General features: G+C 70.7%; 21 protein-coding genes and 3 pseudogenes. 11 read left to right on the forward strand and 13 right to left on the reverse strand.

The window, feature by feature from the left end; all coding sequences use genetic code 11:
• Nucleotides 1-49 precede the first annotated feature (49 nt).
• The 5 genes from ACFW22_RS12690 (at nucleotide 50) to ACFW22_RS12710 (ending at nucleotide 7386) form a co-directional block, all read left to right on the forward strand.
• Complete coding sequence (locus tag ACFW22_RS12690) at nucleotides 50-1552, forward strand: aldehyde dehydrogenase family protein (protein WP_386402268.1); 1503 nt, start codon at nucleotides 50-52, stop codon at nucleotides 1550-1552.
• 89 nt (nucleotides 1553-1641) lie between these two features.
• Nucleotides 1642-3180: a GMC family oxidoreductase gene (locus ACFW22_RS12695; protein ID WP_386402271.1), complete on the forward strand. Its 1539-nt coding sequence runs from the start codon at nucleotides 1642-1644 to the stop codon at nucleotides 3178-3180.
• On the forward strand, nucleotides 3180-4364 hold the full coding sequence (locus ACFW22_RS12700) for a glycine betaine/L-proline ABC transporter ATP-binding protein (RefSeq protein ID WP_386402274.1): 1185 nt from the start codon (nucleotides 3180-3182) through the stop codon (nucleotides 4362-4364). Before ACFW22_RS12695 ends, ACFW22_RS12700 begins: the two co-directional genes overlap by 1 nt.
• Nucleotides 4361-6349 (forward strand): ABC transporter permease, encoded by a 1989-nt coding sequence (locus tag ACFW22_RS12705; RefSeq protein ID WP_386402277.1) that lies wholly within the window; start codon nucleotides 4361-4363, stop codon nucleotides 6347-6349. Before ACFW22_RS12700 ends, ACFW22_RS12705 begins: the two co-directional genes overlap by 4 nt.
• A 50-nt stretch (nucleotides 6350-6399) precedes the next feature.
• Complete coding sequence (locus ACFW22_RS12710; RefSeq protein WP_386402496.1) at nucleotides 6400-7386, forward strand: ABC transporter substrate-binding protein; 987 nt, start codon at nucleotides 6400-6402, stop codon at nucleotides 7384-7386.
• A gap of 324 nt (nucleotides 7387-7710) precedes the next feature.
• Here the strand turns inward: ACFW22_RS12710 and ACFW22_RS12715 are convergent, their stop codons facing one another.
• The 6 genes and pseudogenes from ACFW22_RS12715 to ACFW22_RS12740 all read right to left on the reverse strand — a co-directional run bounded on the left by ACFW22_RS12715 (nucleotide 7711) and on the right by ACFW22_RS12740 (nucleotide 11868).
• Nucleotides 7711-8742 (reverse strand): IS3 family transposase, encoded by a 1032-nt coding sequence (locus ACFW22_RS12715; protein ID WP_386402280.1) that lies wholly within the window; start codon nucleotides 8740-8742, stop codon nucleotides 7711-7713.
• Complete coding sequence (locus tag ACFW22_RS12720) at nucleotides 8739-8957, reverse strand: hypothetical protein (protein WP_386402283.1); 219 nt, start codon at nucleotides 8955-8957, stop codon at nucleotides 8739-8741. Before ACFW22_RS12720 ends, ACFW22_RS12715 begins: the two co-directional genes overlap by 4 nt.
• A 168-nt stretch (nucleotides 8958-9125) precedes the next feature.
• A complete protein-coding gene (locus ACFW22_RS12725; protein ID WP_386402510.1) occupies nucleotides 9126-9362 on the reverse strand; it encodes a hypothetical protein in 237 nt (78 codons plus the stop codon).
• 46 nt (nucleotides 9363-9408) lie between these two features.
• Nucleotides 9409-9531: pseudogene (locus tag ACFW22_RS12730) on the reverse strand (IS5/IS1182 family transposase); the annotation flags it as partial.
• 255 nt (nucleotides 9532-9786) lie between these two features.
• Entirely contained in the window at nucleotides 9787-10467 is a 681-nt protein-coding gene (locus ACFW22_RS12735) for a response regulator (RefSeq protein ID WP_386402286.1), read from the reverse strand.
• Between the two features lie 75 nt (nucleotides 10468-10542).
• Entirely contained in the window at nucleotides 10543-11868 is a 1326-nt protein-coding gene (locus tag ACFW22_RS12740; RefSeq protein WP_386402289.1) for a sensor histidine kinase, read from the reverse strand.
• 332 nt (nucleotides 11869-12200) lie between these two features.
• Here ACFW22_RS12740 and ACFW22_RS12745 point away from each other — a divergent pair, with 332 nt between their 5' ends.
• On the forward strand, nucleotides 12201-14561 hold the full coding sequence (locus ACFW22_RS12745; protein ID WP_386402292.1) for an MMPL family transporter: 2361 nt from the start codon (nucleotides 12201-12203) through the stop codon (nucleotides 14559-14561).
• Nucleotides 14562-14705: 144 nt separating this feature from the next.
• Here the strand turns inward: ACFW22_RS12745 and ACFW22_RS12750 are convergent, their stop codons facing one another.
• The 4 genes and pseudogenes from ACFW22_RS12750 to ACFW22_RS12765 all read right to left on the reverse strand — a co-directional run.
• Nucleotides 14706-15227 (reverse strand): transposase, encoded by a 522-nt coding sequence (locus ACFW22_RS12750; RefSeq protein ID WP_386402498.1) that lies wholly within the window; start codon nucleotides 15225-15227, stop codon nucleotides 14706-14708.
• Nucleotides 15228-15524: 297 nt separating this feature from the next.
• The gene (locus ACFW22_RS12755; protein ID WP_386402295.1) at nucleotides 15525-16256 is read right to left on the reverse strand and encodes a DUF6193 family natural product biosynthesis protein; all 732 of its coding nucleotides are present in this window, start codon (nucleotides 16254-16256) and stop codon (nucleotides 15525-15527) included.
• Nucleotides 16257-16817: 561 nt separating this feature from the next.
• Nucleotides 16818-20258 carry a phosphocholine-specific phospholipase C gene (locus ACFW22_RS12760; protein ID WP_386402298.1) on the reverse strand — a complete coding sequence of 1147 codons (3441 nt, stop codon included), beginning with the start codon at nucleotides 20256-20258 and terminating at the stop codon, nucleotides 16818-16820.
• A 508-nt stretch (nucleotides 20259-20766) separates the two neighbouring features.
• Nucleotides 20767-20968: pseudogene (locus tag ACFW22_RS12765) on the reverse strand (IS5/IS1182 family transposase); the annotation flags it as partial.
• Between the two features lie 74 nt (nucleotides 20969-21042).
• Between ACFW22_RS12765 and ACFW22_RS12770 the strand changes: the two are divergent.
• Both ACFW22_RS12770 and ACFW22_RS12775 read left to right on the forward strand, forming a co-directional pair.
• Nucleotides 21043-21450, forward strand: coding sequence for a hypothetical protein (locus ACFW22_RS12770; RefSeq protein ID WP_386402301.1), 408 nt, complete (start codon nucleotides 21043-21045; stop codon nucleotides 21448-21450).
• A gap of 198 nt (nucleotides 21451-21648) precedes the next feature.
• Entirely contained in the window at nucleotides 21649-22554 is a 906-nt protein-coding gene (locus tag ACFW22_RS12775; protein ID WP_386402304.1) for a S41 family peptidase, read from the forward strand.
• A gap of 105 nt (nucleotides 22555-22659) precedes the next feature.
• On the opposite strand, the pseudogene ACFW22_RS12780 reads toward ACFW22_RS12775, so the two are convergent.
• Nucleotides 22660-22765: pseudogene (locus ACFW22_RS12780) on the reverse strand (IS5/IS1182 family transposase); the annotation flags it as partial.
• Nucleotides 22766-22826: 61 nt separating this feature from the next.
• On the opposite strand from ACFW22_RS12780, the gene ACFW22_RS12785 reads away from it, so the two are divergent.
• Both ACFW22_RS12785 and ACFW22_RS12790 read left to right on the forward strand, forming a co-directional pair.
• On the forward strand, nucleotides 22827-23018 hold the full coding sequence (locus tag ACFW22_RS12785; protein WP_386402307.1) for a hypothetical protein: 192 nt from the start codon (nucleotides 22827-22829) through the stop codon (nucleotides 23016-23018).
• 84 nt (nucleotides 23019-23102) lie between these two features.
• Nucleotides 23103-23789 (forward strand): alpha/beta fold hydrolase, encoded by a 687-nt coding sequence (locus ACFW22_RS12790; protein ID WP_386402310.1) that lies wholly within the window; start codon nucleotides 23103-23105, stop codon nucleotides 23787-23789.
• Between the two features lie 343 nt (nucleotides 23790-24132).
• On the opposite strand, the gene ACFW22_RS12795 is transcribed toward ACFW22_RS12790, so the two are convergent.
• Nucleotides 24133-25254 (reverse strand): NADAR domain-containing protein, encoded by a 1122-nt coding sequence (locus tag ACFW22_RS12795; protein WP_386402313.1) that lies wholly within the window; start codon nucleotides 25252-25254, stop codon nucleotides 24133-24135.
• A 528-nt stretch (nucleotides 25255-25782) separates the two neighbouring features.
• Between ACFW22_RS12795 and ACFW22_RS12800 the strand changes: the two genes are divergently transcribed.
• Nucleotides 25783-25905: a hypothetical protein gene (locus tag ACFW22_RS12800; RefSeq protein WP_386402316.1), complete on the forward strand. Its 123-nt coding sequence runs from the start codon at nucleotides 25783-25785 to the stop codon at nucleotides 25903-25905.
• A 115-nt stretch (nucleotides 25906-26020) separates the two neighbouring features.
• Here the strand turns inward: ACFW22_RS12800 and ACFW22_RS12805 are convergent, their stop codons facing one another.
• Nucleotides 26021-26338: a helicase associated domain-containing protein gene (locus tag ACFW22_RS12805; RefSeq protein ID WP_386402319.1), complete on the reverse strand. Its 318-nt coding sequence runs from the start codon at nucleotides 26336-26338 to the stop codon at nucleotides 26021-26023.
• Nucleotides 26339-26416: the final 78 nt, after the last annotated feature.

Here is a 26416-nt window from a genome sequence, read left to right on the forward strand (position 1 = left end):
CGATGGAACGACGGTGCCGATCCGCTCGAAGAAGAAAGCCACTTGACTCTTGTTGACACGAACGACCATCTACACGGACGGCACTTGGCGCGGCGCGCACAGTGGTGAAACGCGCGAGATCATCGATCCGGCAGACGGCCAGCCCTTCGCCGTGGTAGCCGAGGGCGGCACCGCCGACGCCGACGCCGCCGTCGCCTCGGCACGCTCCGCCTTCGACTCCGGCACCTGGCCGGGAACGCCCGTGAGCGAACGGGCCGCACTGCTGCGACGCGTCGCCGACCTGCTGGTCCGCGACCGCGAGGACATCGCCCTGCTGGAAAGCCGCGACGCGGGAAAGACCGTCGAGGAAGGACGGATCGACGTCGACTGCGTGGCCGACGCCTTCCGTTACTTCGCCGACCTCGTCCTGGCCGAGGGCGGGGGTCGCCTCGTCGACGCGGGCAGTGACACCGTGCACAGCGTTGTCGTGCATGAGCCGGTCGGCGTGTGCGCCATGATTACGCCTTGGAACTACCCTCTTCTGCAAGCGAGTTGGAAGATCGCTCCGGCTCTTGCTGCCGGAAACACCCTGGTGATCAAGCCCAGTGAGATCACCCCCCTCACCACCGTGACGCTCATCGCGCTGCTGACGGAGGCCGGGCTCCCCGCCGGTGTCGCGAACCTGGTCACCGGCCCCGGCCACACCGTCGGCGCACGCCTCTCCGAGCACCCCGACGTCGACCTCGTCTCCTTCACCGGCGGTCTGACCAGCGGGGTGAAGGTGGCCCAGGCGGCCGCTCCGGGCGTCAAGAAGGTGGCACTGGAACTCGGCGGCAAGAACCCCAACGTGGTCTTCGCCGATGCCTGTGACACCGCGCAGTCCTTCGACACCGCGGTGGACCAGGCCCTGAACGCCGCGTTCATCCACAGCGGCCAGGTCTGCTCGGCAGGCTCCCGCCTGATCATCGAGGAATCGATTCGCGAGCGGTTCGTGGCCGAGCTGAGCCGCCGGGCCGGCCGCATCCGGCTGGGGCGCGGTACCGAGAAGGGCGTCGAATGCGGCCCCCTCGTCTCGCGCAACCAGTTGGAGCGCACGGAGGAGTACGTCGCCTCCGCGCTCGCCGAGGGCGCTGTGCTCCGCTCCGGTGGTGCGCGTCCCGAGCCCTCTGACACCCGTCCCGCGGGCGGCTACTTCTACGAGCCGACGGTCCTCGACCGCTGTCACCGTCGCATGCGGGTGATCCGCGAGGAAATCTTCGGCCCCGTCCTGACGGTCGAGACCTTCCGCACCGAGGACGAGGCCGTGGCCCTCGCCAATGACACCGAGTACGGCCTGGCCGGAGCCGTCTGGACCGCGGACGCGGCACGCGCCCGTCGGGTGGCCGGCCGGATGCGCCACGGCACCGTGTGGATCAACGACTTCCACCCCTACCTTCCGCAGGCCGAGTGGGGTGGCTTCGGCAAGTCGGGCGTCGGGCGCGAACTCGGCCCCACGGGCCTCGCCGAGTACCGCGAGACCAAGCACATCTACCAGAACCTGGCGCCCCGTCCCGTGCGGTGGTTCTCCGGCTGACCCTCGAACGGCCCGGCGACGCACACGCCCGTCGCCGGCGCCTCGACAGGCACCCAGAACACCCCCACGCCCCTTGGAGTGAACGCACCATGTCCGACCGCACCTACGACTACGTGATCGTCGGCGGCGGCACCGCCGGTTCGGTGATCGCCTCGCGCCTCACCGAAGACCCGGACGTCACCGTCGCCGTCATCGAGGGCGGCCCTTCCGACGTCGACCGCCCCGAGGTCCTCACCCTGCGCCGCTGGATGGGTCTGCTCGGCGGCGAACTGGACTACGACTACCCGACCACGGAACAGCCGCGCGGCAACTCGCACATTCGGCACAGCAGGGCCCGCGTCCTCGGCGGCTGCTCGTCGCACAACACCCTCATCGCGTTCAAGCCCCTGCCTTCCGACTGGGACGAATGGGCCGGCCTGGGGGCCAGCGGCTGGGACGCCGCCTCGATGGAGCCGTACTTCGGAAAGCTCCGCAACAACATCGTCCCGGTCGCCGAGAAGGACCGGAACGCCATCGCCCGCGACTTCGTCGACGCGGCCCGCGACGCGCTCGGCGTCCCGCTGGTCGAGGGCTTCAACCGGAAGCCCTTCGACGAGGGAGCCGGCTTCTTCGACCTCGCGTACCACCCCGAGGACAACAAGCGCTCCTCCGCCTCGGTGGCCTATCTGCACCCGTTCCTGGACCGCCCCAACCTCCACCTGCTCCTGGAGACCTGGGCGTACCGCCTGGAATTCGAGGGCACCCGCGCCGCGGGCGTGCACGTCCGCACCAAGGACGGCGAGGAGGTTCTGCTCCGGGCGTCCCGCGAGGTGGTCGTCTGCGCCGGTGCGGTGGACACCCCGCGGCTGCTCATGCATTCCGGCATCGGGCCGCGCGAGGACCTAGCCGCGCTCGGCATCGAGGTGCGCCACGACCTTCCGGGCGTCGGTGAGAACCTGCTCGACCACCCGGAATCGGTGATCGTCTGGGAAACGAACGGACCGATACCCGAGAACTCCGCGATGGACAGCGACGCCGGACTGTTCGTGCGCCGCGACCCGGAGTCCGAGGGACCGGACCTGATGTTCCACTTCTACCAGATCCCCTTCACCGACAACCCGGAACGCCTGGGCTACGAGAGGCCTGAGCACGGCGTGTCGATGACGCCGAACATCCCCAAACCGCGCAGCCGCGGTCGGCTCTACCTGACCAGCGCCGACCCCGAGGTAAAGCCGGCCCTCGACTTCCGCTACTTCACCGATGAGGACGACTACGACGCCCGCACCCTCGTCGACGGGATCCGGATCGCCCGCCGCATCGCGGCGTCCGAACCGCTCGCGTCGTGGCTGGGCCGCGAGGTCTGTCCCGGTCCCGAGGTGACCGGGGACGAGGAGCTCAGCGAGTACGCCCGCAAGGTCGCCCACACCGTGTACCACCCGGCCGGCACCTGCCGGATCGGGGCCCAGGACGACGACCTGGCCGTCGTCGCGCCCGACCTGACCGTCCGCGGTCTGCAGGGCATTCGGATCGCCGACGCCTCGGTCTTCCCCGCCATGACCGCCGTGAATCCCATGATCGCCGTCCTGATGGTGGGTGAGAAGTGCGCCGACCTGCTCGTGTCGGACAACAACCCGAAGGAGGCCGCCTGATGGACGGTCACGATCCCGTGTTCTCGGTCCGTGGTCTGTGGAAGGTCTTCGGCCCGAAGGCCGACCGCGTCCCCGGGGACCCCGACAACGCCGGCCTCTCCACGGCCGAGATCCGCGAACGCACCGGCTGCACGGCAGCCGTCCGCGACGTCTCCTTCGACGTCCACCGCGGCGAGGTCTTCGTGGTCATGGGCCTCTCCGGCTCCGGCAAGTCCACCCTGGTGCGCTGTCTGACCCGACTGATCGAGCCCACCTCCGGGGAGCTCGCCATGGACGGCGAGGACGTCCTGGCGATGGACCGCTCCCGACTGCGCGAACTGCGCCGGCATCGCGCCGCCATGGTCTTCCAGCACTTCGGGCTGCTCCCGCACCGCACCGTCCTCGACAACGTGGCGTACGGCCTGGAGATCCAGGGCATCGGCAAGGAGGAACGGCGGGCGCGGGCTCACGAGGTCATCGAGAAGGTCGGCCTCGCCGGCCTGGAGGAGCGCCGCCCCCACCAGCTCTCCGGCGGCCAGCAGCAGCGGGTGGGACTGGCCCGCGCGCTCGCGGCCGACCCCGAGGTGCTGCTGTTCGACGAGCCGTTCAGCGCGCTGGATCCGCTGATCCGCCGTGACATGCAGGAGGAGGTGGCCCGCCTCCACCAGGAGGAGGGCCGCACCATGGTCTTCATCACGCACGACCTCGCCGAAGCGCTCAAGCTCGGCGACCGGATCGCCCTGATGAGGGACGGCGCCATCGTCCAGCTCGGCACGCCCGAGGAGATCGTCACCCGTCCGGCCGACGACTACGTGCGGGACTTCGTCCGTGACGTGCCGCACGAGCAGATCGTCCCGGTGTCCCGGGCGATGCGCCCGGCCGTCGGCGACGAGGCGCGGCAGGGTGCGGAGCTCCCGCCGTCCGCCACGGTCGCCGAGGGCATCGCAGCCGTCGCCCGGGACGGGGTGCCCGCCCGGGTCGTTGCGGACGGAAAGCTCCTCGGCGTCGTGGACCACGTGCGGCTGCTCTCCGTGGTGGCCGGTTTGACGCCGGGCGGCCACGACGACGACTCGGAGCACCAGAACGTCCGCGATGCCGCAGGCGCCCAGACCGGGGACGGTGTCCGGCCGTCGGTTCCCGCCCCGGGCAAGGGCCCGGACCCGGACCCGGACCCGGACCCGGACAAGGATGCGGTGACCGCATGAGTACCGCCACCGCCTCCCGCCCGCCGGTCAGCGGCGACCGCTCCCGAGACGATGCCGAGAAGTCCCTGCGCACCCGTGCCCGGCGGCTCTCCCTGCCGTCCGCCCCGGTGGTGCTGCTGTTCCTCGCGCTGCTGCTGCCCACCGCCGCCCTGCTGGCGGACGGTGGTTGGCCGCAGGCCCTGCGGGTGGACCTGATCCCCACCCTGGACTCCTTCGCCGACTGGGTGGTCGACAACCGCGACACCCACCCCGTCTTCCTGTACTTCCTGCTGCACCTGTCCAACACGGCCACCGACTCCGTCGCCTGGACGCACGACGTGCTCGCCTCGGTGGGTTGGCTCGGAGTGCTCACCGTGGCCACGGCGCTGGCCTGGTACGCGGGGGGCGCGGGTCGGCGGGGCGTCAAGCCGGCGCTCGTCGCCGTGGGCTCCCTGGCCGGCTGCGGCCTCCTCGGGCTGTGGGACGCGGCAACCGAGACGCTCGCCCTGATGCTGGTGTCCGTCGCCGTCGCCGTCGTGCTCGGACTGTTGCTCGGCCTGGCCGGCGGCCTCTCGGACACCGCGCAGCGCGTGCTGCGACCGGTGCTGGACACCATGCAGGTGCTGCCCGCCTTCGCCTACCTGCTCCCGCTCGTCCTGATCTTCGGCATCGGCACCCCGTCGGCGCTGATCACCACGGTGATCTATGCCGCGCCCCCGATGGTCCGGATGACCGCCCTGGGCCTGCGCGGTGCGGACCCCGCCGTCCTGGAGGCGTCCCGGTCACTCGGCTCGACCCCCTGGCAGCGGCTGTGGGCGGCGCGGTTGCCCATGGCGCGGCCCCAGCTCTTCCTCGGTCTGAACCAGACCATCATGATGGCCCTGTCCATGGTGGTCATCGCGTCCGTCGTCGGTGCCGGCGGCCTCGGCGAGAGCGTCTACCAGGCACTCAAGACCAGGGACTTCGGCCAGGGAGTGACCGCGGGCCTGGCCATCGTGCTCCTCGCCGTCTGGCTGGACCGCACCACCGCGGCAGCCGGCGCCCGCAACGGCACCCCCGTCGGGCGCCGGGGCACCGGAATCGCCCTCGTGGTGGCCGGGCTCGGCCTGCTGCTGGGATCCGGCGCGGGCCGTGCGTGGCCCGAGGGCGTCACGGTGGACATCGCGGGGCCGCTGAACTCGGCCATCGACTGGGTGGTCGGCAACGTCTACCAGGACGTCCCCCTTGTCGGCGGTACGTCGGTGTGGGCGGGCAACTTCACCAGTTGGGTGTTGAACCCGCTGAACGACGGGCTGCAGGCGCTGCCGTGGTGGAGCCTGCTGTTCCTGGCGGGTGCCCTGGCGTGGCTGGTGGGCACCTGGCGGGGAGCGCTGACCGCCGTGCTCGCCCTCGGATGCACCGGTGTGCTGGGCATCTGGGACAAGTCCCTGTACACCTTGTCCCAGGTCCTCGTGGCCGTCGGCCTCACCCTCCTGCTGGGATTCGCCATCGGGATCCTCGCGGCTCGCGTGCCGGTGGTGGAACGCCTGCTGCGCCCGTTGTTCGACGCCATGCAGACGCTTCCACAGTTCATCTACCTCATTCCGGTCGTCCAGCTCTTCAACGCCGGTCGGGTCGCCGCGATCACCGCGGCAGCCGTGTACGCGCTGCCCGCCGTGGTGCGGGTCACCACCCAGGGCCTCCAGCAGGTCAGCCCCGCCACCATGGAGGTGTCCCGTTCCCTGGGGGCCACCACCTGGCAGCAGATCCGCGGCGTGCAGTGGCCGCTGGCACGGCCGGCACTGCTGGTCGCGGCGAACCAGGGCGTCGTCCTGGTGCTCGCCGTCGTCGTCATCGGCGGCCTGGTCGGCGGCGGAGCCCTCGGTTTCGACGTCGTCAAGGGCCTCACCGCGGGCGAACTCGGCACCGGCCTGGTCGCCGGTGCAGGCATCGTCTGCCTCGGCCTGACCCTCGACAAGCTCACCCAACCGGCCGGTGGAAACCCCTCCGCCGACGCCCGGCACTGACCGTCTCCCGTCCTCTCGTCCTCTCGTCCGAAAGGCAGTTCCCCATGCCCATGCACGCCCCCACCCAGCCCCTCCGCACCGACCGGCGCACCCGGAGCCTCGCCGGTCGGGCGGCTCTCGCCGCCGCCGGTGTGATCGGCCTGCTCGCCGTCAGCGCTTGCGGCGCAGCCGACACCGGCAGCGGGGACTCCAAGTCCATCAGCCTGCACACCCCCTCGTGGGTGGGCGCCGAGGTCAACACCGCCGTTGCCAGCTATCTGCTGGAGCACGAGCTCGGCTACGAGGTCAAGACCCAGCAGATGGACGAGACCCCCGCCTGGGACGCCATGAGCCAGGGCAAGATCGACGCCATCCTCGAGGACTGGGGCCACCCCCAGGAGGAGAAGCGCTACGTCGAGGGCAACAAGACCATCGTCTCCGCCGGCGGCCTCGGCGTGACCGGCCACATCGGCTGGTTCGTCCCGAAGTACCTCGCGGACCAGCACCCGGACATCACGGACTACAAGAACCTCAACAAGTACGCCGACGTCCTCAAGACGCCCGAGAGCGGCTCCCAGGGCCAGTTCATCAAGGGCGACCCCTCGTACGTCTCGCACGACAACGCGCTGATCAAGAACCTCGACCTGAACTACAAGCCGATCGAGGCGGGCGCCGAGGCCACGCACCTCGCGCAGCTGGAGCAGCTGTACAAGAACGAGAAGCCCTTCCTCACCTACTGGTGGACCCCCCAGTGGATGAACGCCACCATGGACCTGGTCGAGGTGAAGCTGCCGCCCTACAAGGACGGCTGCGACGCGGACAAGAACGCCGTGGCCTGTGCCTACCCCGAGGTGCCGCTGAAGAAGTGGATGAACGCGGACTTCGCGAAGGAGGACAGTGACGCGGCCAAGTTCCTGAAGAACTTCAACTGGACCACCGAGCAGCAGAACCTGGTCGCCAAGTACGTCGCCGCCGACAAGATGACCCCCGAGAAGGCGGCCGAGAAGTGGGTCAAGGAGAACGAGTCCACCTGGAAGGCCTGGCTGCCGAAGAAGTAGCCCCCCGGCCGGAACGGCACGGGTACGGCCCCTGGAAATCACCTGATTTCCAGGGGCCGTACCCGTATCGGGATGCAGGGGGCGGCCCGCGGCTCGACTCCATGGCGGTCAGATCGATCGGGAGGTGGCGGTGGGGCGGGGTCAGGGCATGACGCACCCGGCCGAACGGGACCAGCCGGCCCGCCGCCGGTGGAGACGTCGACGGGAACGTGCGGGAGGAGCCCGGCCTTCCGGGGGGTGGAGACGAGGCGCAACGGCCTCCCGGTGTGCCCGCACTGGTCGTGGCCGGCAGTCTGCGGTGTGGATCGTCCGTCCTCCCGTCGCCTAACGTCTGGTGTGGAGCACGACCAAGACATGACCGGTGGACTGCAGAACGGCTTCGGGGGTGCTGTGGATCTCGGCTCTGTGATCATCGCGGTGGCAGGCGTGGCAGGAACCCTGGGAGGATCCCTGCTGACTCAACGCGCCTCTGAACGGGCGAAACGTCGGGAGATAGAACTGCTTCGGGACCATGCGGAGGTCCGCGAGAACCTCCTCCTCCGACGCACCTGCTACGTGGAGCTCAATCGGGACGCACGTCAGTTCACCACGGCACTCGGGCAGTTCCTGCACGCCATGCAGGAACGCAGGGTCGAGGAGACCGACCGGGCGGAACTGGACGAGGCCAAAAGAGCCCATCGCGATGCGTACTCCCGCGCGCAGATGATCGCCCCGGACGAAGTGCTCGCATCTGCGAGCGAGGTCAACAAGGCCCTGAACGGGGTGTACGGCCAGATCAAACGCCTGGAACGGGAAGAGCCCGAACCCGGGGAGACGATGAGCACTGCCTTCCGGTCCCAAGCGGAGGTCTGGGGTCTGCTGCGGACCCTGAGGACGGTGATGCGTCATGACCTCGGAGCGGCTTCCGCGGGTGACGATGCACCGGTGCGCCTCCCCCGCCAACTGGCCGATCCCCGGAGAGCGCGTTGACCCGTGGGCACGGCGGTTGGCTTCGAGGTCCGCCGGGACGGGCGGGGCAAGCCGGTCGGGGACGGTGGTGCGCTTGCGCCTGCGCAGGTGCCGGCCCTCGATCCCCTCGCGGCGCATGAGCCGCTCGACGCGCTTGCGGTTGACCGTGTGCCCGAACCCGCGCAGTTCCGCGTGGACGCGGCGGACCCCGTAGGTTCCCCGGTGGCCGGCGTGGATTGCGCGGATCTCCGCGACCTGGGCGTCGTCGGCCGCCCGGCGGACCGCACGGGCCTCGGCGCCGGCCAGCCACCGGTAGAAGCCCGAGCGCGAAACCCGAAGGACCCGGCATATCCGCTGCACGCCGAAGTCGGCGCGGTGGACGGAGATGAAGGTCCAGCGGCCGGTCATGCCCGCATCTCCTTCGCGAAATACTGGGCCGCCCGCCGCAGGATCTCCCGCTCGAACTCCCACTCCCTCTCGGCCCTGCGCAGCCGGCCGAGCTCGGCGCGCAGCCGCACGAGCTCCTCGTTCAGACTCTCGGCCGCCTCGCTGTCACGGCCACCAGCACGGCCGGCCTGTTCATCGGCCTGACGCACCCAGCTCCGCAGCGTCTCGCCGGTCACCCCCGGCATCCGCCGCGACCGCCGCATACGTGCGTCGGCCGGTAGCCGCACGCCACAGCGCGACCGCGTCGTTCCTGAACTCCTCCGGATACCGAGACCTACGTCCCACCAGGACACCCTTCCTCGGACCACCAAGATCCATTGGTCAGAGTGTCCACACCCCAGGGGTCACCTCACCATGTAAAGCCACCGGTTGCGGTGGCACCGTTTGGTTTCGGGGGTGAGCGTGGTCGACCAGTCGCCAATGGTCAACTTCCTTACCCCGTCGGTGCGGACGACGCTGAACTCGGTGCGTCCCAGCGTTCCCCGATGCTCGATCACGGACTGCAGCCCCCTGTTCTTCCTCCGGGTCGGGGCCCGCTCGGCCTCGGGGTCGTTGCTGCCGTCCAGCAGCCAGTCGTGCATCGGTGTGGCACTGAACCTCTTTCACCCTGAATGGTTTACCGGTCGGCAGGGTGTGAACGGCTTGGATGATCGTGCTGACGCATCGGGTGGAGCATCGTGCCCGTCGTAGCAGGCGCCGTGGCTTCGGCTGCGCGAAGACGCGTTCCCCCGAAGCTCTCAGATGGAGGTCGCGGGACGGTTCGGCGCCGAAAGGAACCTGTGCCTTCCACGCCCGCACTCAGTACCCGGCCGTGGGAGCGCAGCCGTTCCAGCAGGCCCGACAGCCCACAGGCGTTGTCGCAAAGGCCTCGGGTAGTCAGGTGCCGGCCGATGGTGTCGATGACGGCGGGCCTTGGTTCCAGTCACCGAACAGGACCGCACCGCGGTCCCCGAGCACTTCGGCCGTCCCGGGTCAGGCCGGGGGTGGCCATCGGCACCGGTTCGTTCAGGAGGGGGAGGAGGGTGGGGCGGGGGTGATCAGGCCGGATTCGTAGGCGGCGATGACGGCTTGGGCACGGTCGCGGACGGTCAGCTTGGTGAAGAGTCCGGTGATGTGGTTCTTGACCGTGGAGATGCTGAGACCGAGGGCGGCGGCGATTTCGGCGTTGTCGAGACCGCCGGCGATGAGGCGCCAGATCTCCTGTTCGCGGGGGGTGAGGTCCCGGGCTCCCGGACCGGTGGGGGGCGGGGCCGCGGCGGGCCGGGGGGTGCGGACGTACGTGGAGATCAGGCGGGTGAGGAGGCGCGGGGCGACGGCCGCCTCGCCGGTGTGGACGGTGCGGACGGCCGCGAGCAGTTCCTCCGGGGAGGAGTCCTTGGGGAGGAAGCCGCAGGCGCCGGCGCGCAGGGCCGCCACCACGTACTCGTCCATGTCGAAGGTGCTCAGCGCCAGGACCCGGCAGCCGGGAAGGTCCTCGGAGAGCGCGGCGGTGGCGCCGACGCCGTCGAGGACGGGCATCCGGATGTCCATGACGACCACGTCGGGGCGGAGCTCGCGGGCGACGGCGACGGCCTCGGCGCCGTCCCCGGCCTCGCCGACGACCTCGACGTCCGGTTCGGGGGCGAGGATCAGGGCCAGGCCGCGGCGGACCAGCGGCTGGTCGTCGGCGATCAGCACGCGGATCATCGGGGAGTCCTTCCGGTTCCGGTGGAATGGTCGGATGCGGTGGGCGTCGCGGTGCGGGTCCTGCCCCGGGCGGGCTCATGCGGCCCTGGGGCCCGCGCCGTCCTCGTCGGCGGCGGCCGGTAGGCGGGCGGTGACCCGGTAGCCGCCGGTGCCGTCCGGGCCCGTCTCCAGGGTGCCGCCGAGCAGGACGACGCGTTCGCGCATTCCGATCAGACCGTATCCCGGGGACTTGGAAGGGCGGACGGAGGGGCCGGAGGCGGCGGAAGCGGCGTCGCGGTCGACGGCGTGGGCGGTGGTGCGTCCGGCTCCGTCGTCGTGGACCTCGACGGTGAGGTGTCCGGCCCCGTAGGCCAGTCGGACCCGGGCGCGGGCGCCGCCCACCGCGTGCTTGCGGGTGTTGGTGAGGGCTTCCTGGACCACGCGGAAGGCGGTCAGGCCGACGCTCGGCGGCAGGGCGCGGACCGTCCCGTCGACGGTGAGTTCCGTGTCCGTACCGGACTGTCGGGCCTCCGCAACGAGGCGTTCGAGGTCGGCGGTGCCGGGCTGGGGCGCGGCGGGCGGGCCGGTCTCGGGCTCCTCCCCGGCGCGCAGGACGTCCAGGAGCTGCCGCATCTCGCGCAGCGCCATCCGGCCCGATCCCTCCAGGGTGACCAGGGCCTCGTGGGCGGCCTGCGGGTCCCGGGCGAGGTTGACGCGGGCGCCGCCGGCCATCAGCTGCATGGTGGTGATGTGGTGGGCCACGATGTCGTGCAGCTCGCGGGCGATGCGGCGGCGTTCGGCGGCCACGGCGGCCTCGGCCAGCAGCAGCCGGTGCGCGGCGGCCTCCTGCGCCCGGCGGCGCATCAGCACGCCCGCGCCGGTGACCAGGGCCGCCGCCGCCGGATTGCCGAGGGTCGCCGGTTCGAAGAGCCCGCCCGACAGGCCGACCAGGGAGGCGGGTACGGTCACGGCCGCGGCAGGGAGCGACCGGCGCAGCGGGAGCTGCCGGGCCACGGTGTACAGGGCGACGACGAGGGCGGCGGTGAAGTGGCCCTGGAGGGGCGTCACGAAGTTGAGCACCGCGCCGAGGCCGAGCACTCCGACCAGGGCGGTGAGCGGGCGGGTACGGCGGAGGACGAGGCACAGGGCCGCCAGGACCAGCAGGGCGCAGCCGACCAGGGTCAGGGGCCGCCCCTGGTCGGCGGCGCCCAGCGAGTAGCCGACCAGGTCGACGGCCGCCGCGCCGATGGCGACCAGGGCGTCCCCGCGGTCCCAGGCCAGCCGCTCGGGGGCGGGAACGGAGCCGGGGGCGGGGGCGTCGTCGGTCTCCCTGCCGGTGCCGCTGCCGCTGCCCGATCCCGTTGCCCGGCCCGTTCCCGTACCTCCGCTGGCGTCCGCGTCCCCGCTCGCGTCCCTGCTCATGCTCCCGCCCCGCATCGGCATGCCCGTCCGTTCCGTCCCGCGCTCTTGTCCACCCGTCGTCCCGGCCCCTCGCGGGTGCCCGGAGGGACGCGCGGCGGGGGCGGAAGCTTCCATTCTCCCCGGCGGGGCGAGGGGGGCGTCCTCCCGGGGGCGGAGGGCCGACCAGTACTCCGGTCCTGGTCGGGAGCCGTGGCGCGGACCGGGGTCCCGTACCCGGGATCCTCCTGCGCGCCGATGATCCGGGGCCCGCCCGCTGATGGTCTGGGAGCAGTCCGGGAAGTGCCCGGAACCGCCTGCCGGTCCGGTGGGCGGAACATGCGTACGGAGGTCTCGTGATCCGCGCCCTGACCGGCTTCTCGACACGAAGTCCGTGGAAGGTCATCGCCCTGTGGGCGGTGCTCGGCATCGCCCTGACGATCCTGGGACAGGCGTTCGTCTTCCGGGCCTCGCAGCCCGGCACGGGCGGCTTCCTGCCCGAGCGGTACGACTCGGCGGCGGCCCTGGGGGTGGCCGAACGGCACTTCGGGGCGCGGCCGGACGTGGAGCCGCTGACCGTGCTCGTGGCCCGTCGGGACGGGGCCGCGCTGACCGCCGCCGACGAGCGCCGCATCGACGACCGGGCGGCGGCGTTGTCCCGCCGGTGGATCACGATGCCGCGGGACGAGAAAACCCCTCCGGTGCTGACCGAGGACCATTCACAGCGCCCGCGCGTGACGCCCGCGCTGACGTCGCCGGACCGCAAGCTGCGCCTGTTGTCCGTGGAATTGAAGGGCAACCCCGCCGACCCGGGGGTGCAGTCCACGTACCGGGCGTTCCGTGACCAGGCCCGGTCGGAGTTCGAGGTGGCAGGGCTGCGGACCGGATTCACCGGGGGGCTGGCGTCGATGGTGGACGACCAGGACGCGGAGAAGACCCGCTCCATGGTGGTGGGCCTCGTGGTGGTCGGGGTGATCGTGCTGCTGCACGTGCTGGTCTTCCGGAGCGTGCTGGCCGCGCTGCTGCCGCTGGTCGCGGTCACGGTGATCGGCGGGGCCGCCATGGGAACGGTGGTGCTCGGAGCCCTGCTGAGTGGGATCCGGCTGGCGCCCTCCACCCCCGGGCTGATCAACGTCGTGCTGGTCGGGATCGGTGTGGACTACTTCCTGTTCCTCCTCTTCCGGTTCCGTGAGCAGTTGCGCGCGCATCCGGAGCAGTCGGGGCGGGAGGCGGCCGCGGTGGTCGCGGGCCGGGTGGGTACGGCGATCACCTCGGCGGCGCTGACGATCGTCGCGGCGTTCGCGACGCTCGGTGTGGCCACCTTCGGCCAGTTCCGGGTACTGGGCCCGGCGATCGCGGTCTCGGTGCTGGTGATGCTGTGGGGCAGCCTGACGCTGCTGCCGGCGCTGCTGGCGGTCTGCGGGCGGCGGATGTTCTGGCCCTCGCGTTCCCTGGACCGGTCGGCCCGGGGCGGGGCCGCGGCCCGGACCGGTGCGTGGACGGTGCGGCGGCCCGCGGCACTGGTCCTGGTGTGCTTGGCGGTGCTGGGGGCACTGGCCGCGGGAACGGCCGGAATGCGGATGGACTACGGCGGCCGGGCCGCCGGAGAAGAGCGGACGGCCGCCGCGCAAACCGCCGCGGAGATCGCCGAGAGCCTGCCCGCGGGCGTGTCCGACCCGGCCGGGGTGTTCGTCACCGCGGTCGGCGGCGGGCCGGTGGACGCAGCCGGGCTCAACGGGATGGTCCGGGCGCTCGGCGCGGTGGAGGGCGTCGGGCAGGTGGCCCCGCCCGTGCTGAGCGGGGACGGGCGGGCCGCGCGCATCGACCTCTTCCTCGACGCGGACCCGCTGGGGCAGGAGGCCCGTGATCTGGTGTCGGGTCCGGTGCGGGACGCGGTCGTGGCCAACCGGCCGGCGGGTACGGAGGCGCATGTCGGCGGTACGGCGGCGGTTTTCGCCGACGTGGCGGTGGCCGTCGGCAAGGACCTGAAGGTGGTGTTCCCGGTGGCGGCGGTGCTCATCGCGGTGATCCTGTTCCTGCTGCTGCGCAGCCTGCTGGCGCCCGTGGTGCTGATGCTGGCGGTGGGTCTGGGCTTCGCGGCCACCCTGGGGGCCTCGGCGCTGGTCTTCCAGCACGGACTGGGGCGGCCCGGCGTGGACTTCACGCTGCCGCTGGTGCTGTTCCTGTTCGTAGTGGCCCTGGGCACCGACTACAACATCCTGGTGACGGACCGGATCCGTGAGGAGATGGCCCGCCCGGGCCCGGCCCGGGCGGCCGTGGCGCGTGCCGTCCGGCACACCGCCCCGGCGATCGCATCGGCGGGCCTGGTCCTGGCCGCCTCCTTCGCGAGCCTCGCGGTGAACCCGGCCCCGGCCACGCAGCAGGTCGGTTTCGCGACGGCCCTGGGCATCCTGCTCTCCGCCTTCGTCCTCTCCATCGCCCTGGTCCCGGCGCTGGCCGCCCTCCTCGGCCGCTCCCTGTGGTGGCCGGTCCTGCGCCGCCCGGTGAGCGACGAGGACGGAACGGGCCGCGGCGGGGGCGCGTGGGGTCCGGACGCGGAGGGCCAGAGCACGGGCGGTCCTGATGGCGCAAGCCCGTACGGGGTGACCGGGAACGGCTACGGAGACCCGTACGGCGGGCCCGAAGCCGGCCCCCGACCCGTATCGCTCCCCCTCTCCCCCTCCCGACCCGGGGACCGTCCGACCGGGGCCCGCTGAGGGGACCGTCCGCTCCCCTCACCCCGGCGCTGGCGCGCCGCCCGCACGCCTGCGTCGGGGGGGCGCGCCGGCGCCGCCAGGGCCGGGGCTCGGTCAGGTGCACGGTGTGGAGGGGCGGCCCGGAGGAAGGGGACCGTGCGGCGTTCATCGGGCTGAACGCCTCGTCAGAGGTGCATACCCACTTGTCCTCGTGTTCAAGGCGCCCGAGCCGGGCGCCCGGGGTGTTGGTGGGGCATCGGGCTCCTCAACCGGGCGGGGCGGCTCGAGCGCTGTTCCCCGTAGGCAAGCTCGGTGATCGACGACGCACCGCTCAGCGGCCTTGTCGAGGTTGTGCCACAGATGCCACCGGTCAGCAACCTGGACCATCTGACGCGCCCCGGCTGTGGCACCTTCCGCGAAGAACGGAGCTCGCCCCCGGCAGACGACCTCGATTCCGGGGCGCTTCGCCAGCCACTTGGCCAGGGTGGATGCCTCTCGGTCGGGCAACAGATCAACCGGCCTTCGGGTTTCGGCATCGACCAGAACCGTCCCGTAGACGCGGCCCTCGCGCATGGCGTACTCATCGACGCCGACCACCCGCGGGGCCGGCATCTCCGGGTCAGGCAATGCGTCGAGCAATCGCAGCACCGCGCTGCGGCTGACGGACACCCCGAAGACCCGGGCCATCCGGGCGCCGGCCCGGCCGGCGAGGGCGAGACCGACCACGGCAAGCGTCGAACGCAACCGCTCGGTCCGCCTGCTGTGCCGCCGGGTCAGCCCTGACGTCTGCTCGACGAACGTCCGCTGTCCACAGGTGTTCGGCCGCGCCGGCTTTCACCTCCTCCGCAAGCGCGTCCTGCTCTACTCATGAACCGCAGGTCAGGCCGTTGTCGGGCGGCCAGTTGGATTTCCCCATCCGTAACCGTCTGATGGGGAGTCAGTGGACCACGGGAGCGGTGACGGTCAGTGATTCAGCTGCACTCGTCATTCATCTTGTTCGGCAGTTCCCGCGACTGCCGGACCGAGATCGGTGGGGAGGTGGCGCACTGCCAGGGCAACGGCTTCCTCGGCTGTGGAAGCCTCGCCGAGAACGCCATCGGAGAGCGGATGCCTCTTCACCCGGAATGGGCTGCCCCTGTGTGACGGGACGATGGCCACCTCATTGTGGAACGGAAATCCAGTACAGGAGCTGAAGCCGAGCGTCCAGTGGCTGGAGAATACGTAGAGCTGTCGTAGCCGTGATTCGGCATGAGCTGCTTCCACGAGTTCGCCGAACCCTGTGAAACCCGGTTCCTCTGCCGCCTGCTCCCGCATTGTGCGCCACTGCAGCTCCACCACCGCGGCCGGCCCCCGTTCGTAAGCTTCGGCGCTCTTACTGGAGCGCAGAAACGACAGCCCCGCCCGCAGCTCCCGCAGGCTCCTGCCCTGCCCCCATGCCACCCCGGCCCTGACGACATCCGCCAGGTCGGACGTGGTTCCGGTGATGAGTTCGACTCCGTGGATCCAGCCGGAGACACCGAACCAACGGCTCTCCGCCCCGATGTGAACGGATAGCGGCTTGCGTTCCGGGACCGACGAGGCGATGCCCGCCGAAACGAGCGGGCCCCATTCGCCTGGTACCACCGTGAGGTCGGTACCGAGTTCGGCCGCCCTCTGTTCCAGCGCTGCGGCCAGGCTGCCCGCAGCAGCCAGATCAGGGTAAAGGTCAGAGTCCACCTTCGTAGTCTGCCGTCGCGACGTCACCAGGAGAACGACCATCAGACGTCGCAGCGAGACCGTGGGCACGTGACTTCGACTGTCCGTTGCTCACGGCCTGGGGAGCCATTGCCATCACATTCAGTCAGCCCTCCACGGAAAGTGAGCCAGAGCCCGTTCTCGTGAAGGAAGCCGATCCGGGGTACCAGGGTCTGTTCCATGCCGGCGGTGAAGCGGGTGCAGTCGTTGGTGTTGCCGCCGGCGACGACGAAGGCGAGGAGGACGGCCCTGGCCGTCGCAGGCGAGGTGAATCCCACGGCCCAGCAATGAGCCCGAGCACGGGAGTGCAAGGGTCTTGCTGGTCAACCCGCCCCAGGACCGTCCGAGAGCCGGGTTGCGGAGCCCCGTTCTTCGGGCCCCGGCAGCGTGCCGATGGGCACGCACGACGGTCGGGTCGACCGCGACGAACCAGTCGACGTCGCCGACCGCATCGGCTTCCGCCTGGGCGGCCCGGAGCATCCGGTCCTCCGCCCCGGCGGGGCCGGAGGACCGGGGCCGCGTCCGGGACCGACCCGAAGCCGGTCAGGCGTCGGCGACGGGCGAGGTGCCCAGCCTGATGTTGTCCACGGCCCAGAACCAGTTGTTGCCCGCGTGGTGGACCCGGAAGCCCACCTTCACCGAGTGCGCGTCGGCCGGCACCGGGAAGGAGCAGGTGACGAGACGATTCCGCTGGTCGCGGCCGCCGTTGGTGTTCCCCGATGTCGCGCTGGAGTAGTGCAGCACCCGAGAGGTGGCGCCGGTGTCGAAGACCACCGTCACCTCCGCCTCCTGGGGGCTCTCCTGCCGGTAGTGGGAGTCGAATCCCAGGTACAGCATCGGAGCCCCCGCCGGGATCACGACCGCGGGCGTCATCAGCGTCGAGTCGAAGGTGCCACGGCTGGCCGGGTTGCCCGTGTCGTCCCAGTCGTCCGGGTCGGCGACGGCGACGACCCCCAAGGACCGGCTGAACGCGGCGCGTTCCTGGCCGGCCGGGAACCAGAACTGCCGGGACAGGAACGACCAGCCGTTGAGTTCCTCCGTGCCCTGCGGCATCCCGGCCGCGTTGGTGACCGTCCACCCCTCGGGCGCGGTCCGCGTCCAGCCCCGCAGCCCCGGGCGGCTCAGGTCGGTGGCCGGGGCCAGCCGGTCGGCGAGGGACTCGAAGTCCTCGGCGAGCAGGTATCCGGTCATCACCGGCCCCACCCGCGTGGCCAGCGCCCCGGTCTGCTCCACCGCCGCGCCGCCTGCGGTGCGCCCGCCGACGGTCGCCTTCAGCGTCGCCGAGTTGCGGGCCGCCGACGCGGGCGCCGTGACCTCCCAGGTCACCTTCACCGACGTACGGGCCGGAACCGAGGCCGGGGTGCCGGCGGTCGTCTCGGCACGCCACCCGTCCGGTACGGCCAGCGCCGCCGACAGGGCGGTGAGCGGAGCGTTCCCCGCGTTGGTGACGGTCGCGGTCACGGCCAGCGGCTTCTCCGGATACAGCACACAGCCGTCCGTGTCGGGAGAGCTCGCCGGCGCGGTCAGGGTGAGGCTCACCGCGCGGGCGACCTCCGCCCGGACCCGGGCGTCCGCGACCCGCAGCAGGCCGTCTCCTTCGGCGCGGGCGGCCACGGTGAGGGTGGCGGCGGTGGCGTCCGCCGCGGGGGTGACGGTGAACCGCAGGTCCGCCGAGCCGCCTCCGGGCAGGCTCCGCGGGACCGGCCCGGAGGACTTCACCGTCCAGCCGGTCGGCACCAGCATCGACACCGTGAGGTCCCGCAACCGGCTCGTCTGCTCATTGCGTACGCGTACCACCACCTCGGCGGGGCTGCCCTGCACGAGCGGGGCAGTAAGCGGATGCAATGGCTCCGGCAGGGTGACCTCCGCACTCAGCGCGGGCCCGGTCCCGATCGCCGGGTCGGTGCCGCCCGGTCCGTCGTCCGCAGGCCGGCCGGACATCCGCCGCAGGAAGCGCGGGTCGTCCTCGTCGAGCACCACGATGTCGTACCAGCCGTGCCGGGCGAGCGGTACGGACACGGTCCGCTTCCGGCCGGGCGCCAGCCGGACGGTCTGCACCCTGTTCTCGCCGCGCCGCAGATGGGTGGATTCGCCCACCAGGAGTGTCCGGGTACGCCCTGAGGGGTTGCTGCACTCCACGTGGACGCTGCGGGCGTGGGCTCGCTCCACCACGTGCGCCTCGGCACCGACACCGGCGCCGCGCAGCTCCCACAGCGCCCAGCCGGGCCCGTGCACCTGGAGGTCGTAGCCCTCGGGACCGTACGGCAGGCTGCCGGTGGCGCCGTCCCGGCCGGCGACGGTCCAGGTCCGCGGAGCGCGCCCGTCCCCCGGGTACGCGGTGATCACGGCGGTGCGCCGCCCCTCGTTGCCGAGCCCCAGTCGCACCTCGGCATCGGTGACGGTGGCGCGCAGCGAGAGCCGGTACGGGGAGGGGCGGGTGGGACGGACGCCGGGCTCCTGGACGGGCCGCTCCTGCGTCGCGGGCGGGACCGGGTTCCAACGGCCGATGGGCGAAGGGACCGCACCGGGCTGCTCCACCTCGGGCTGCCGGTAGGCACGGTCGAAGTCGAACACGGAGGTCAGGTCACCGAAGACGCTGCGCCGCCAGGCGCTGATGTTCGGTTCCTGGACCCCGGTCCACTTCTCCAGGAACCGGATCACCGAGGTGTGGTCGAACAGCTCGGAGTTCACGAACCCACCGACCGTCCAGGGGGACACGACGGTCATCGGGACGCGGGGTCCGGGGCCCAGGGGGCGGCCGCCCACCCAGTCGTCGCCGTCACCGGAGTCCGGCCTGGGGGCGGTGGGGGCGGGGACGTGGTCGAAGTAGCCGTCGTTCTCGTCGAAGTTGATGAACAGCGCCGTCTTCGCCCAGGTCTTGGGGTCCGCGGCGAGGGCGTCCAGCAGGTCGTAGACGAGGCCGGCGCTGCCGACGGGCGTGGAGGAGCTGGGGTGCTCGGACAGTGCGGCCGTGGGCACCACCCAACTGACCTTCGGGAGGGTGCCGGCCTTGATGTCGGCCTTGATCCGGGCGAGCAGGGTGCCCGGTTCCGAGCGGTGGGCGCCGCGGAGGAACAGCCGACGCTCGTCCTCGGGGAGGGCGTCGACCGCGGTGCGGAACCGGGCCAGATCGGCCCGCCGCTCACTGGCGCTCTTCGCCCACAGCTTGTCGTAGAACTCCTCGGTCGTGGCGTGGGCGAACCCGGCGGCGGTGAGGATCTTCCGGCCGATCCGCTTCCACGGCTTGAAGTACTCCACCGCATTGTCGGTGAAGTTGTCCCATTCCTGGTAGATCTGCCAGGACACCCCGGCGGCCTCCAGGCGCTCCGGATAGGTGGTCCAGTCGTAGCCGGCGTGACCGTAGGAGTACGCGGCGTTGGTGACGGCCCGGCCCCCGCCGTTGGGTTCGAACCCGGTGGTGCCGGTCCACAGGAAGTTGCGGTTGGGATTGGTGGAGCCGAAGACGGAGCAGTGGTAGGCGTCGCAGATGGTGAAGCGGTCGGCGAGTTCGTACTGGAGGGGGATGTCGCGCCGGTCGTAGTGGGCCATGGTGCTCTGGCCCTTGGCGGCAATCCAATCGTTCCACCAGCCGTTCGCGCGGGCCTGCACTCCGTCGGTGAAGCCGTGCGGCAGGGAACCGAGGTACTGGATGTCGCTCTCGGGCCGTCCGGCGTCGACGGCCGCCTGCCGCGCGGAGAAGGGAAGGACTGCGGGCCCGCCGGAGCGGGGCTGCTCGAACACGCTGGCGCCGCCGGGCAGTCGGAGCACCCTCCGGTCGCCGAAGCCGCGGACACCCCTGAGCGTGCCGAAGTAGTTGTCGAAGGAACGATTCTCCTGCATCAGCACGATGACGTGCTCGATGGCCCGGAGGCCACCGCGCGGCATGGGGGCGGCCATGGCCGTCAGGAGGGAGGGCGGCAGGACGGAGAGCGCGGAGCCCGCGGCGAGGGTGCCGAGGACCTTACGGCGTGAGAAGTCGGACATGGCGGGGAGGCTATGACGCGGTACAGCGCCTCCAAAACCCGTCACGTCAGGGGTTCGCTCACTGTTCATGCTGGGGACGCGTACGAAATCCGCAGGTCAAGACCATGATCACAATGGTTCGTCGGTTGAGGCGGGAGCGCCGACCACACGTCCGGTCCGGGCCTCAGGCCCGGCCCGCGGTTCTCGGACGAGGTCGGTGTCCGCTTCGCGCGCGAAGTGCCGCGCCGGCCGCGATGTCGCTGTGCCGCACGGGGGAAACGACACATCGTCGATCACCCGCGCCTCGAGCCGGATCGCCTGGCTCAACGGCTCGGCGATCCGTCGCCGCTCCGACGGGGAATCCCACGGCGACTGGTGGGAAGCAGGTGTGTTCGGGCAGGTCACGACCTGGTGTGGTGTCGTTCTGGTGATGCGGTGAGGGCGAGGTCGTGCATGTGGGCGACGGCCCTGGGCCTCGTGCTGGAGGTCGTCGCCACGCTGGCGACAGCTGCAGGGCGAATCGCCCCGTGCTGCCGCATCGTCAGGTTCGTGCGCCAGTACGCCGCGACCAGCAGGGCACGGTCCTCGAGCGGAAGTCCACGGCCGCCCCCTGCGGACCGCGCCCGCACCGTCGCGCCGCAACACCGTCACCAGCTTCCCGAAGGCACGCGGGGCAGCCCGGAGAGCGGAGCCGTCCAGGACGACTCCGACGCCGTGATCGCACCAGCCACGTCAAGATCACCTCTCACACGCCCCTTCAGTGGAAACGTGGTTGAATCCCGTCCCTTCTGGTTGAGTACGACGCATGATTGAAGCGGTGTTGTGGGTACTGCTCGGCGGGGGCGGGGTAGCCCTCGTGTTCCAGGCCAAGCTGCGACGCTCCAAAGCCCGGTCGGCGACTGAAGTCCCGGACGTCATCGCGATGGCAGTCAAGGGATTGGCAGGAAAGCAGCGCTGGCGACACGGCAGAGTACGAACGACGACGGAACATCTGACGTGGCAACCCTGGTTGCGAGTCGGCTCGGCGCTCCCGCTCCCCGTAGACCTGAACCCCGTCGGACAGCGGCGCCCGCGAGTGGCCGAGATGTGGACCATGAATCCGCAGGCCGTCATCATCGAGTGCCAGTCCTCGGCCGGCGGCCTATCACTTGGCGTGATGCCGTGGAACCTGGAACGGGTGCAGGGACTCTTGCATCGCCACCGGGCGCAATAGCTCACCCCGTGGTCCTGCGGCAAGGGTCTCTAGCGGGTGGGACGGATCGGGCGTGCATCACCACTACCAGATCAGGAACGTGCCATGAGAGTGCCGACAAGAGGCCGAATATCTGGTTTGACCAAATCCGCGCTCATTTGCGCCGCACTGGCGGTGGCGGGATGCACCGCGAAAGGTGATGTCGAGCCGGCAAGCGGAATGACGCCGAAGGCAAGCGCCTATCTGACTTCCGCTCTGGATGTGATGGAGAAGCACTCCCTCGTCACAGCAGACGTGGACTGGCCGAAGGTCCGTCAGAACGCCGTTGCCCGTGCCCGGAAAGCACAGACACCCGCCGAGACGTACGGAGCGATCCGACAGGCGCTGAGAGACCTGGACGACCGGCACAGCACCTTTTTCGACCCCCAGGAAGCGTCCCAAGCCCTGAATGCACCAGCTGACGACCTCATGCTCCCCGAAGGCCGCCGTCTCGCGGGCGCCATCGGCTATCTGGCGCTCCCGCCAGTCCCGTCCGACCGTGTGGCAGCCCCGTACGTCCGCGCGGCACGTTCGACCGTCAGCGCGCTCGACGAACAGGGCACCTGCGGCTGGGTCATCGACATGCGGAGCAACAGCGGCGGAGACATGTGGGGGCCGCTCGCCGCCGTGGGGCCCATCCTCGGCGACGGGACGGTCGGCGAAGCCGTCTACGCGGACGGCGAGAAGGCTCCATGGACGATCAAGAACGGCACACCCCGCCAGTACATTGACGAATGGGGCGCCGCTCCGTCTCTCGCACGGCCGATGCCGCCGGTCGCCGTGCTGACCAGCCGGAGGACTGCGAGCGCCGCGGAGGCGGTCACCATCGCGTTCCGAGGACGGCCCAACACCCGCACCTTCGGGCAGCCGACCGCCGGTGTCCCTACCGCGAACGCCCCCTACCGGCTCTCCGACGGCGCTCTGGTCATCCTGACCGTGGCCCGCGAAGCTGACAGGAACGGGCACCTGTACAACGGGCCCATCGCCCCCGACGTGAACGTCCCGGTGGCGCACGGACACGACAAAGTGTTGACGACGGCTACGGAATGGCTCAGCACTCAGGCCGGCTGCCGCAAGGCTCCGTGACTACCGGGTGCTGGGCCTTGCCCCCGGCTTCAGCGCCAGGCGACGCCGACCCCACTGTGCGATCGGATCGGGATGTCGGGCAGAGGCGGTTCAGGCTCTTGTTCCCCGAGTGAGACGTCTGGTCATGAGAGTGATCACGGTTCGGTCGATCAAGGTTTCGGAGTGTTGGACGAGCCGTTCGTAGGCGCGCATGTCGGCGGGCGTGCATCGTCGAGGCCCCTGTTCGACGGATCGAGCTGATCTCCTATCCCAAGACGGAGATCCTCACTCCGATGCTCATCTCACCGCACTGGCGCGACAACGAGCACTTCCGCGTCGAGACCGCACGCCGTCTCGACCCGGACGGCCCGGATGATCTCCCACCCGATGTGACGCTGAAGATCCCGTCGACGCCGAGAATGCGGCATCCGCCGTCTCGATCGAGCCGACCAACCTCGGCTCAGATCCAACTGGCCGTGCCGTGACGCACGAGACGCCCGTCCTCCGCCACCCCAGCAGGCGGTCGTACGGTTCCCTGGACTCCAGCACCACCTGTCAGAGCGATCGACATGGAGGAACCAACCCGGCACATCGTGAACGTCGACGGTCGTCATCTGTCCTACCTCGACTACGGCGGTCACGGTCAGCCGCTACTCGCCCTGCACGGCCACTTCGGAGAGGCCCGGGCCTTCGCCGGCTTGGCACGCGGACTCTCCCCAGACTGGCGGGTGATCGCTCTCGATCAGCGGGGCCACGGCCACTCGGAGCGACCAGCAGACTTCTCTCGCGACGGTTACATCGGGGACGCTGCGGCCTTCCTCGATCACCTCGGCACCACGGACGCCGTGGTGCGGGGACATTCCCTCGGAGGTGTCAACGCCTACCAACTCGCGGCACGGCATCCGAACCTCGTGAGAGCTCTCATCATCGAGGACATCGGCGCCGAGGTCGACGACGACCTGTCCTTCTGCCCGTCCTGGCCGGAACGAGCCCCCAGCAGAACGGCGCTGATCGAAGAACTGGCGGGATCAGCCCGCTACCTTGCGGACGCCTTCCGCGAGCACCACGACGGCTGGGGCCTCGCCTTCCAGCCGCAGGACATGGTCGCCTCGCAGCAACAGCTCAAGGGGAACCACTGGGACGACTGGCTGTCCAGCGACTGCCCCGCACTCCTGATCCGCGGCACGCGAAGTGATTCTCAGCACGCACCACGCCCGGGACACGGCAGACCGGCGTCCCGACACTCGGCTCGTTGAGCTTGCCACCGGCCACACCGTTCACGAAAGCGATCCGGCCGGGTTCAGGGCCGTGGCCCGGAACTTCCTCGACAGCCCGTGACCCCAACGCCGCGTCTGAGCAGGAAACCGCCACTTCCCATGAAAACTCCAGAAGGAGGCCCCTCGCCATCCTGACAAGGTCCTGCTCAGGCGGCACCGCCCTCGCCGTGATCCGTGAGACACGCCAACCGCAGCGGCCACGCGTCTTCGCGACGCCTGACCACTGTCCCCCGTAGGCCGCGGTTCAACCTGTCACCCCGCAGGTCAACGGCCCCGCCTCCGCCAGATCTCATGGGACGGGACAATGGGGCACCCGGCCCGCTCACATCCGGAAGATCCCTGCGCGCCGCATCTGTACTTCGGATCGGACGAGTTCGAGAAGACGCCCCGACCAGTTGCGGCCTCGGCCGGCGTTGTCGCCCCAGAAGGTCGAGTTCATGTCGTCGTAGATCACGGTGGCGTCGTCCGTCGCCAGCAGGATCTCGGCCAGCTCGGGATGCTGGTCGTACTTGGCGCGCAGCAGAGTGGTCATGACGGCGGTCCGGGCGTGTTCCCAGCCCTCGCGGCGGGGGGCCTCGGTCGCGAGCGTCCGCGCCGCTGCGGCGGTCTCCGCTGCCGCGATCGTGTGCCGGCTCTCGGGCTCGGCGACCGACAGGGCCCAGTAGGCGTGGGCGACGGAGGAGTAGGTGGTGCCTGCGACCGTGATCGGGGCGGGGTAGTCGTGGCGCAGGCCGAGCTTGCCGGGATCGGCCACCGGCTTGTTCGGATACGCGTGGTAGAGCTGGACGGCCGGGGCGTGCGGTGTCGCCGGTCCGTCCGCGGGGACGGGGGTGGCCCTCTCCGCTCTCCAGCGGGCCCGCTCCTCGAAGTACGCGAGGGCCCTGTCGTACTTTTCCTGCGTGACCGTTCCGTCGAACGACAGGTAGGTCCGACCGCCGGGCCCTGCCACCAGTACGCGCAACGGCCAGTCCTTGCTGTCCATGTCGCCCAGCGCGAAGCGGCGCTGCGACTCCGGGACGGCCAGGAACGCGGCACGGGCCGCGGCACGGTTCTCCTCGGTCCGGTCGGCGAGGAAGACGTCGACGGCGGCCAGGCAGCGGCCGGTCGAGTCGGGGCGCCCGTTCAGCTGGTCGATGCTGTCGCGGACTTCGGCAACCAGCAGTTCGGGCGTGAGCCAGCTCTCCGGCTCGCTGAACTTCCACATCGCCAGCTCGTGGGCGGAGGCCTCGCCGCCCTCCGGAAAGCTGGTGGCCACCCAGCCGCTGCGCAGCTTCTCCTCGAACTCCTCAACGGTGACCAGGCCCCAGCAGTCGATGAGTCCGTCGGCGTAGATGAACAGGTCGGTGAGGAAGTACTGGCCGCCGTTGCGAATGAAGGCGTGCCGCCAGGTTCCGGGTATGCGGACGCCGTCCGCTGTGCGATGGGTGATTCGGTTGCCGATCATGCTGGGATTGTGCCGCAGCGATCGCCGAGCTGACCGCGATTTCCCTCCGGGGTGGCTGCCGGGACCACACGGTCCCAGAGAGTCGTCCCGTCGCAGACGACCTGGTCCGAGCCGCCAGCTCTCACCAGGGGCGACCGAATCGATCGAGACGTCGGCGCCGGCGGTGTCTCGGGTGATCTGCTCCTCGGCAGGGTTGTGAGGAACACGGCCGAACCGGAACTCGCCGCGGTGGCCTGCGCGTCTCACGTGGCCCGGTCCGTCGCCGTCGCCGTCGCATCGGACCGGACATCCGGGTTCGGGACCAGGGCGAGCGAGACGGCACAACAGCGTCCCGTGCGCGGTCAGACTTCGATGAGACGAACGTCGATCGGTCAAACTCCACTGAGAACCGCCAAACTTCGTTGAGACGGGTCAACCAACTCCCCGGTGAAAGGGCCAAGTACCCTCCCTCTGGGGAAAGCACCGTCCGTGCGGTACGTGTCGCGCTACTGTCCTCACCATGCGGCACTGACACGTGGGGAGATCACGATGGACCGGACAGAGCTCAAGGCCAAGATCGACGAGCTGATGCGCCAGTACGACGAGAAGGAGATTGACGGCGCGACCTATGCCCAAGCGATGATGGAGTTGACCTCCTCCGCCCAGGAGTGATGCCCGGTCCGCAGCCGATCCCCTCGGCATGGGCGCGCAGCCGGCCCGTCTCACCGAAGGTGTACCGATGCGCGGGAGCGCTGGTCACGCCGGATCAGGGGCCGTCCGGGCCGGCCTAGGGGATCGTCACCGGGTGCGCCCGATCGATGCCTAGCTGCGCGAGGACGGCGAGCTGGTCGGCGTCCAGTCGGTCCCCCCTGGATTTCGTGTTCGAGATCCATGCGCCCAGCTTGGTGGTCACCGGCTCCGTCTCCCCGTCGGCCTCGATCTCGACGACCGCGCCGCGCGGGACCGGCCCGTCGCCTTCCCGTTCCACCCACTGCGCCAGGGCCACCAGGCCGCGCTGGAACGCCTGCTGCGCCTTGCTCGGGCCCCTTTTCGCCGCACGGGGCGCCGCCTGGGCGAGGGACGGGGCCTGAGCGGGCTGTAACACCCAGCGTGGTCAGCTGCTGCTCGGTCGGCAGCTGCGCCCAGGTGCCCGGGTTCTTCTGCCACTGGAGCCACCGGCCGA

Origin of the sequence: Streptomyces sp. NPDC058872, from assembly GCF_042743065.1 — a bacterium.
GTDB lineage: Bacteria > Actinomycetota > Actinomycetes > Streptomycetales > Streptomycetaceae > Streptomyces.

Excerpts from the sequence above, each read along its gene's own strand:
- ACFW22_RS12695 (WP_386402271.1), top strand. The coding sequence starts at position 1,642 with ATGTCCGACCGCACCTACGACTACGTGATCGTCGGCGGCGGCACCGCC.
- ACFW22_RS12700 (WP_386402274.1), top strand. The coding sequence starts at position 3,180 with ATGGACGGTCACGATCCCGTGTTCTCGGTCCGTGGTCTGTGGAAGGTC.
- ACFW22_RS12705 (WP_386402277.1), top strand. The coding sequence starts at position 4,361 with ATGAGTACCGCCACCGCCTCCCGCCCGCCGGTCAGCGGCGACCGCTCC.
- ACFW22_RS12710 (WP_386402496.1), top strand. The coding sequence starts at position 6,400 with ATGCACGCCCCCACCCAGCCCCTCCGCACCGACCGGCGCACCCGGAGC.
- ACFW22_RS12715 (WP_386402280.1), bottom strand. The coding sequence starts at position 8,742 with ATGACCGGCCGCTGGACCTTCATCTCCGTCCACCGCGCCGACTTCGGC.
- ACFW22_RS12725 (WP_386402510.1), bottom strand. The coding sequence starts at position 9,362 with ATGCACGACTGGCTGCTGGACGGCAGCAACGACCCCGAGGCCGAGCGG.
- ACFW22_RS12735 (WP_386402286.1), bottom strand. The coding sequence starts at position 10,467 with ATGATCCGCGTGCTGATCGCCGACGACCAGCCGCTGGTCCGCCGCGGC.
- ACFW22_RS12740 (WP_386402289.1), bottom strand. The coding sequence starts at position 11,868 with ATGAGCAGGGACGCGAGCGGGGACGCGGACGCCAGCGGAGGTACGGGA.
- ACFW22_RS12750 (WP_386402498.1), bottom strand. The coding sequence starts at position 15,227 with ATGGCCCGGGTCTTCGGGGTGTCCGTCAGCCGCAGCGCGGTGCTGCGA.
- ACFW22_RS12760 (WP_386402298.1), bottom strand. The coding sequence starts at position 20,258 with ATGTCCGACTTCTCACGCCGTAAGGTCCTCGGCACCCTCGCCGCGGGC.
- ACFW22_RS12770 (WP_386402301.1), top strand. The coding sequence starts at position 21,043 with ATGATTGAAGCGGTGTTGTGGGTACTGCTCGGCGGGGGCGGGGTAGCC.
- ACFW22_RS12775 (WP_386402304.1), top strand. The coding sequence starts at position 21,649 with ATGACGCCGAAGGCAAGCGCCTATCTGACTTCCGCTCTGGATGTGATG.
- ACFW22_RS12785 (WP_386402307.1), top strand. The coding sequence starts at position 22,827 with ATGCTCATCTCACCGCACTGGCGCGACAACGAGCACTTCCGCGTCGAG.
- ACFW22_RS12790 (WP_386402310.1), top strand. The coding sequence starts at position 23,103 with ATGGAGGAACCAACCCGGCACATCGTGAACGTCGACGGTCGTCATCTG.
- ACFW22_RS12795 (WP_386402313.1), bottom strand. The coding sequence starts at position 25,254 with ATGATCGGCAACCGAATCACCCATCGCACAGCGGACGGCGTCCGCATA.
- ACFW22_RS12800 (WP_386402316.1), top strand. The coding sequence starts at position 25,783 with ATGGACCGGACAGAGCTCAAGGCCAAGATCGACGAGCTGATGCGCCAG.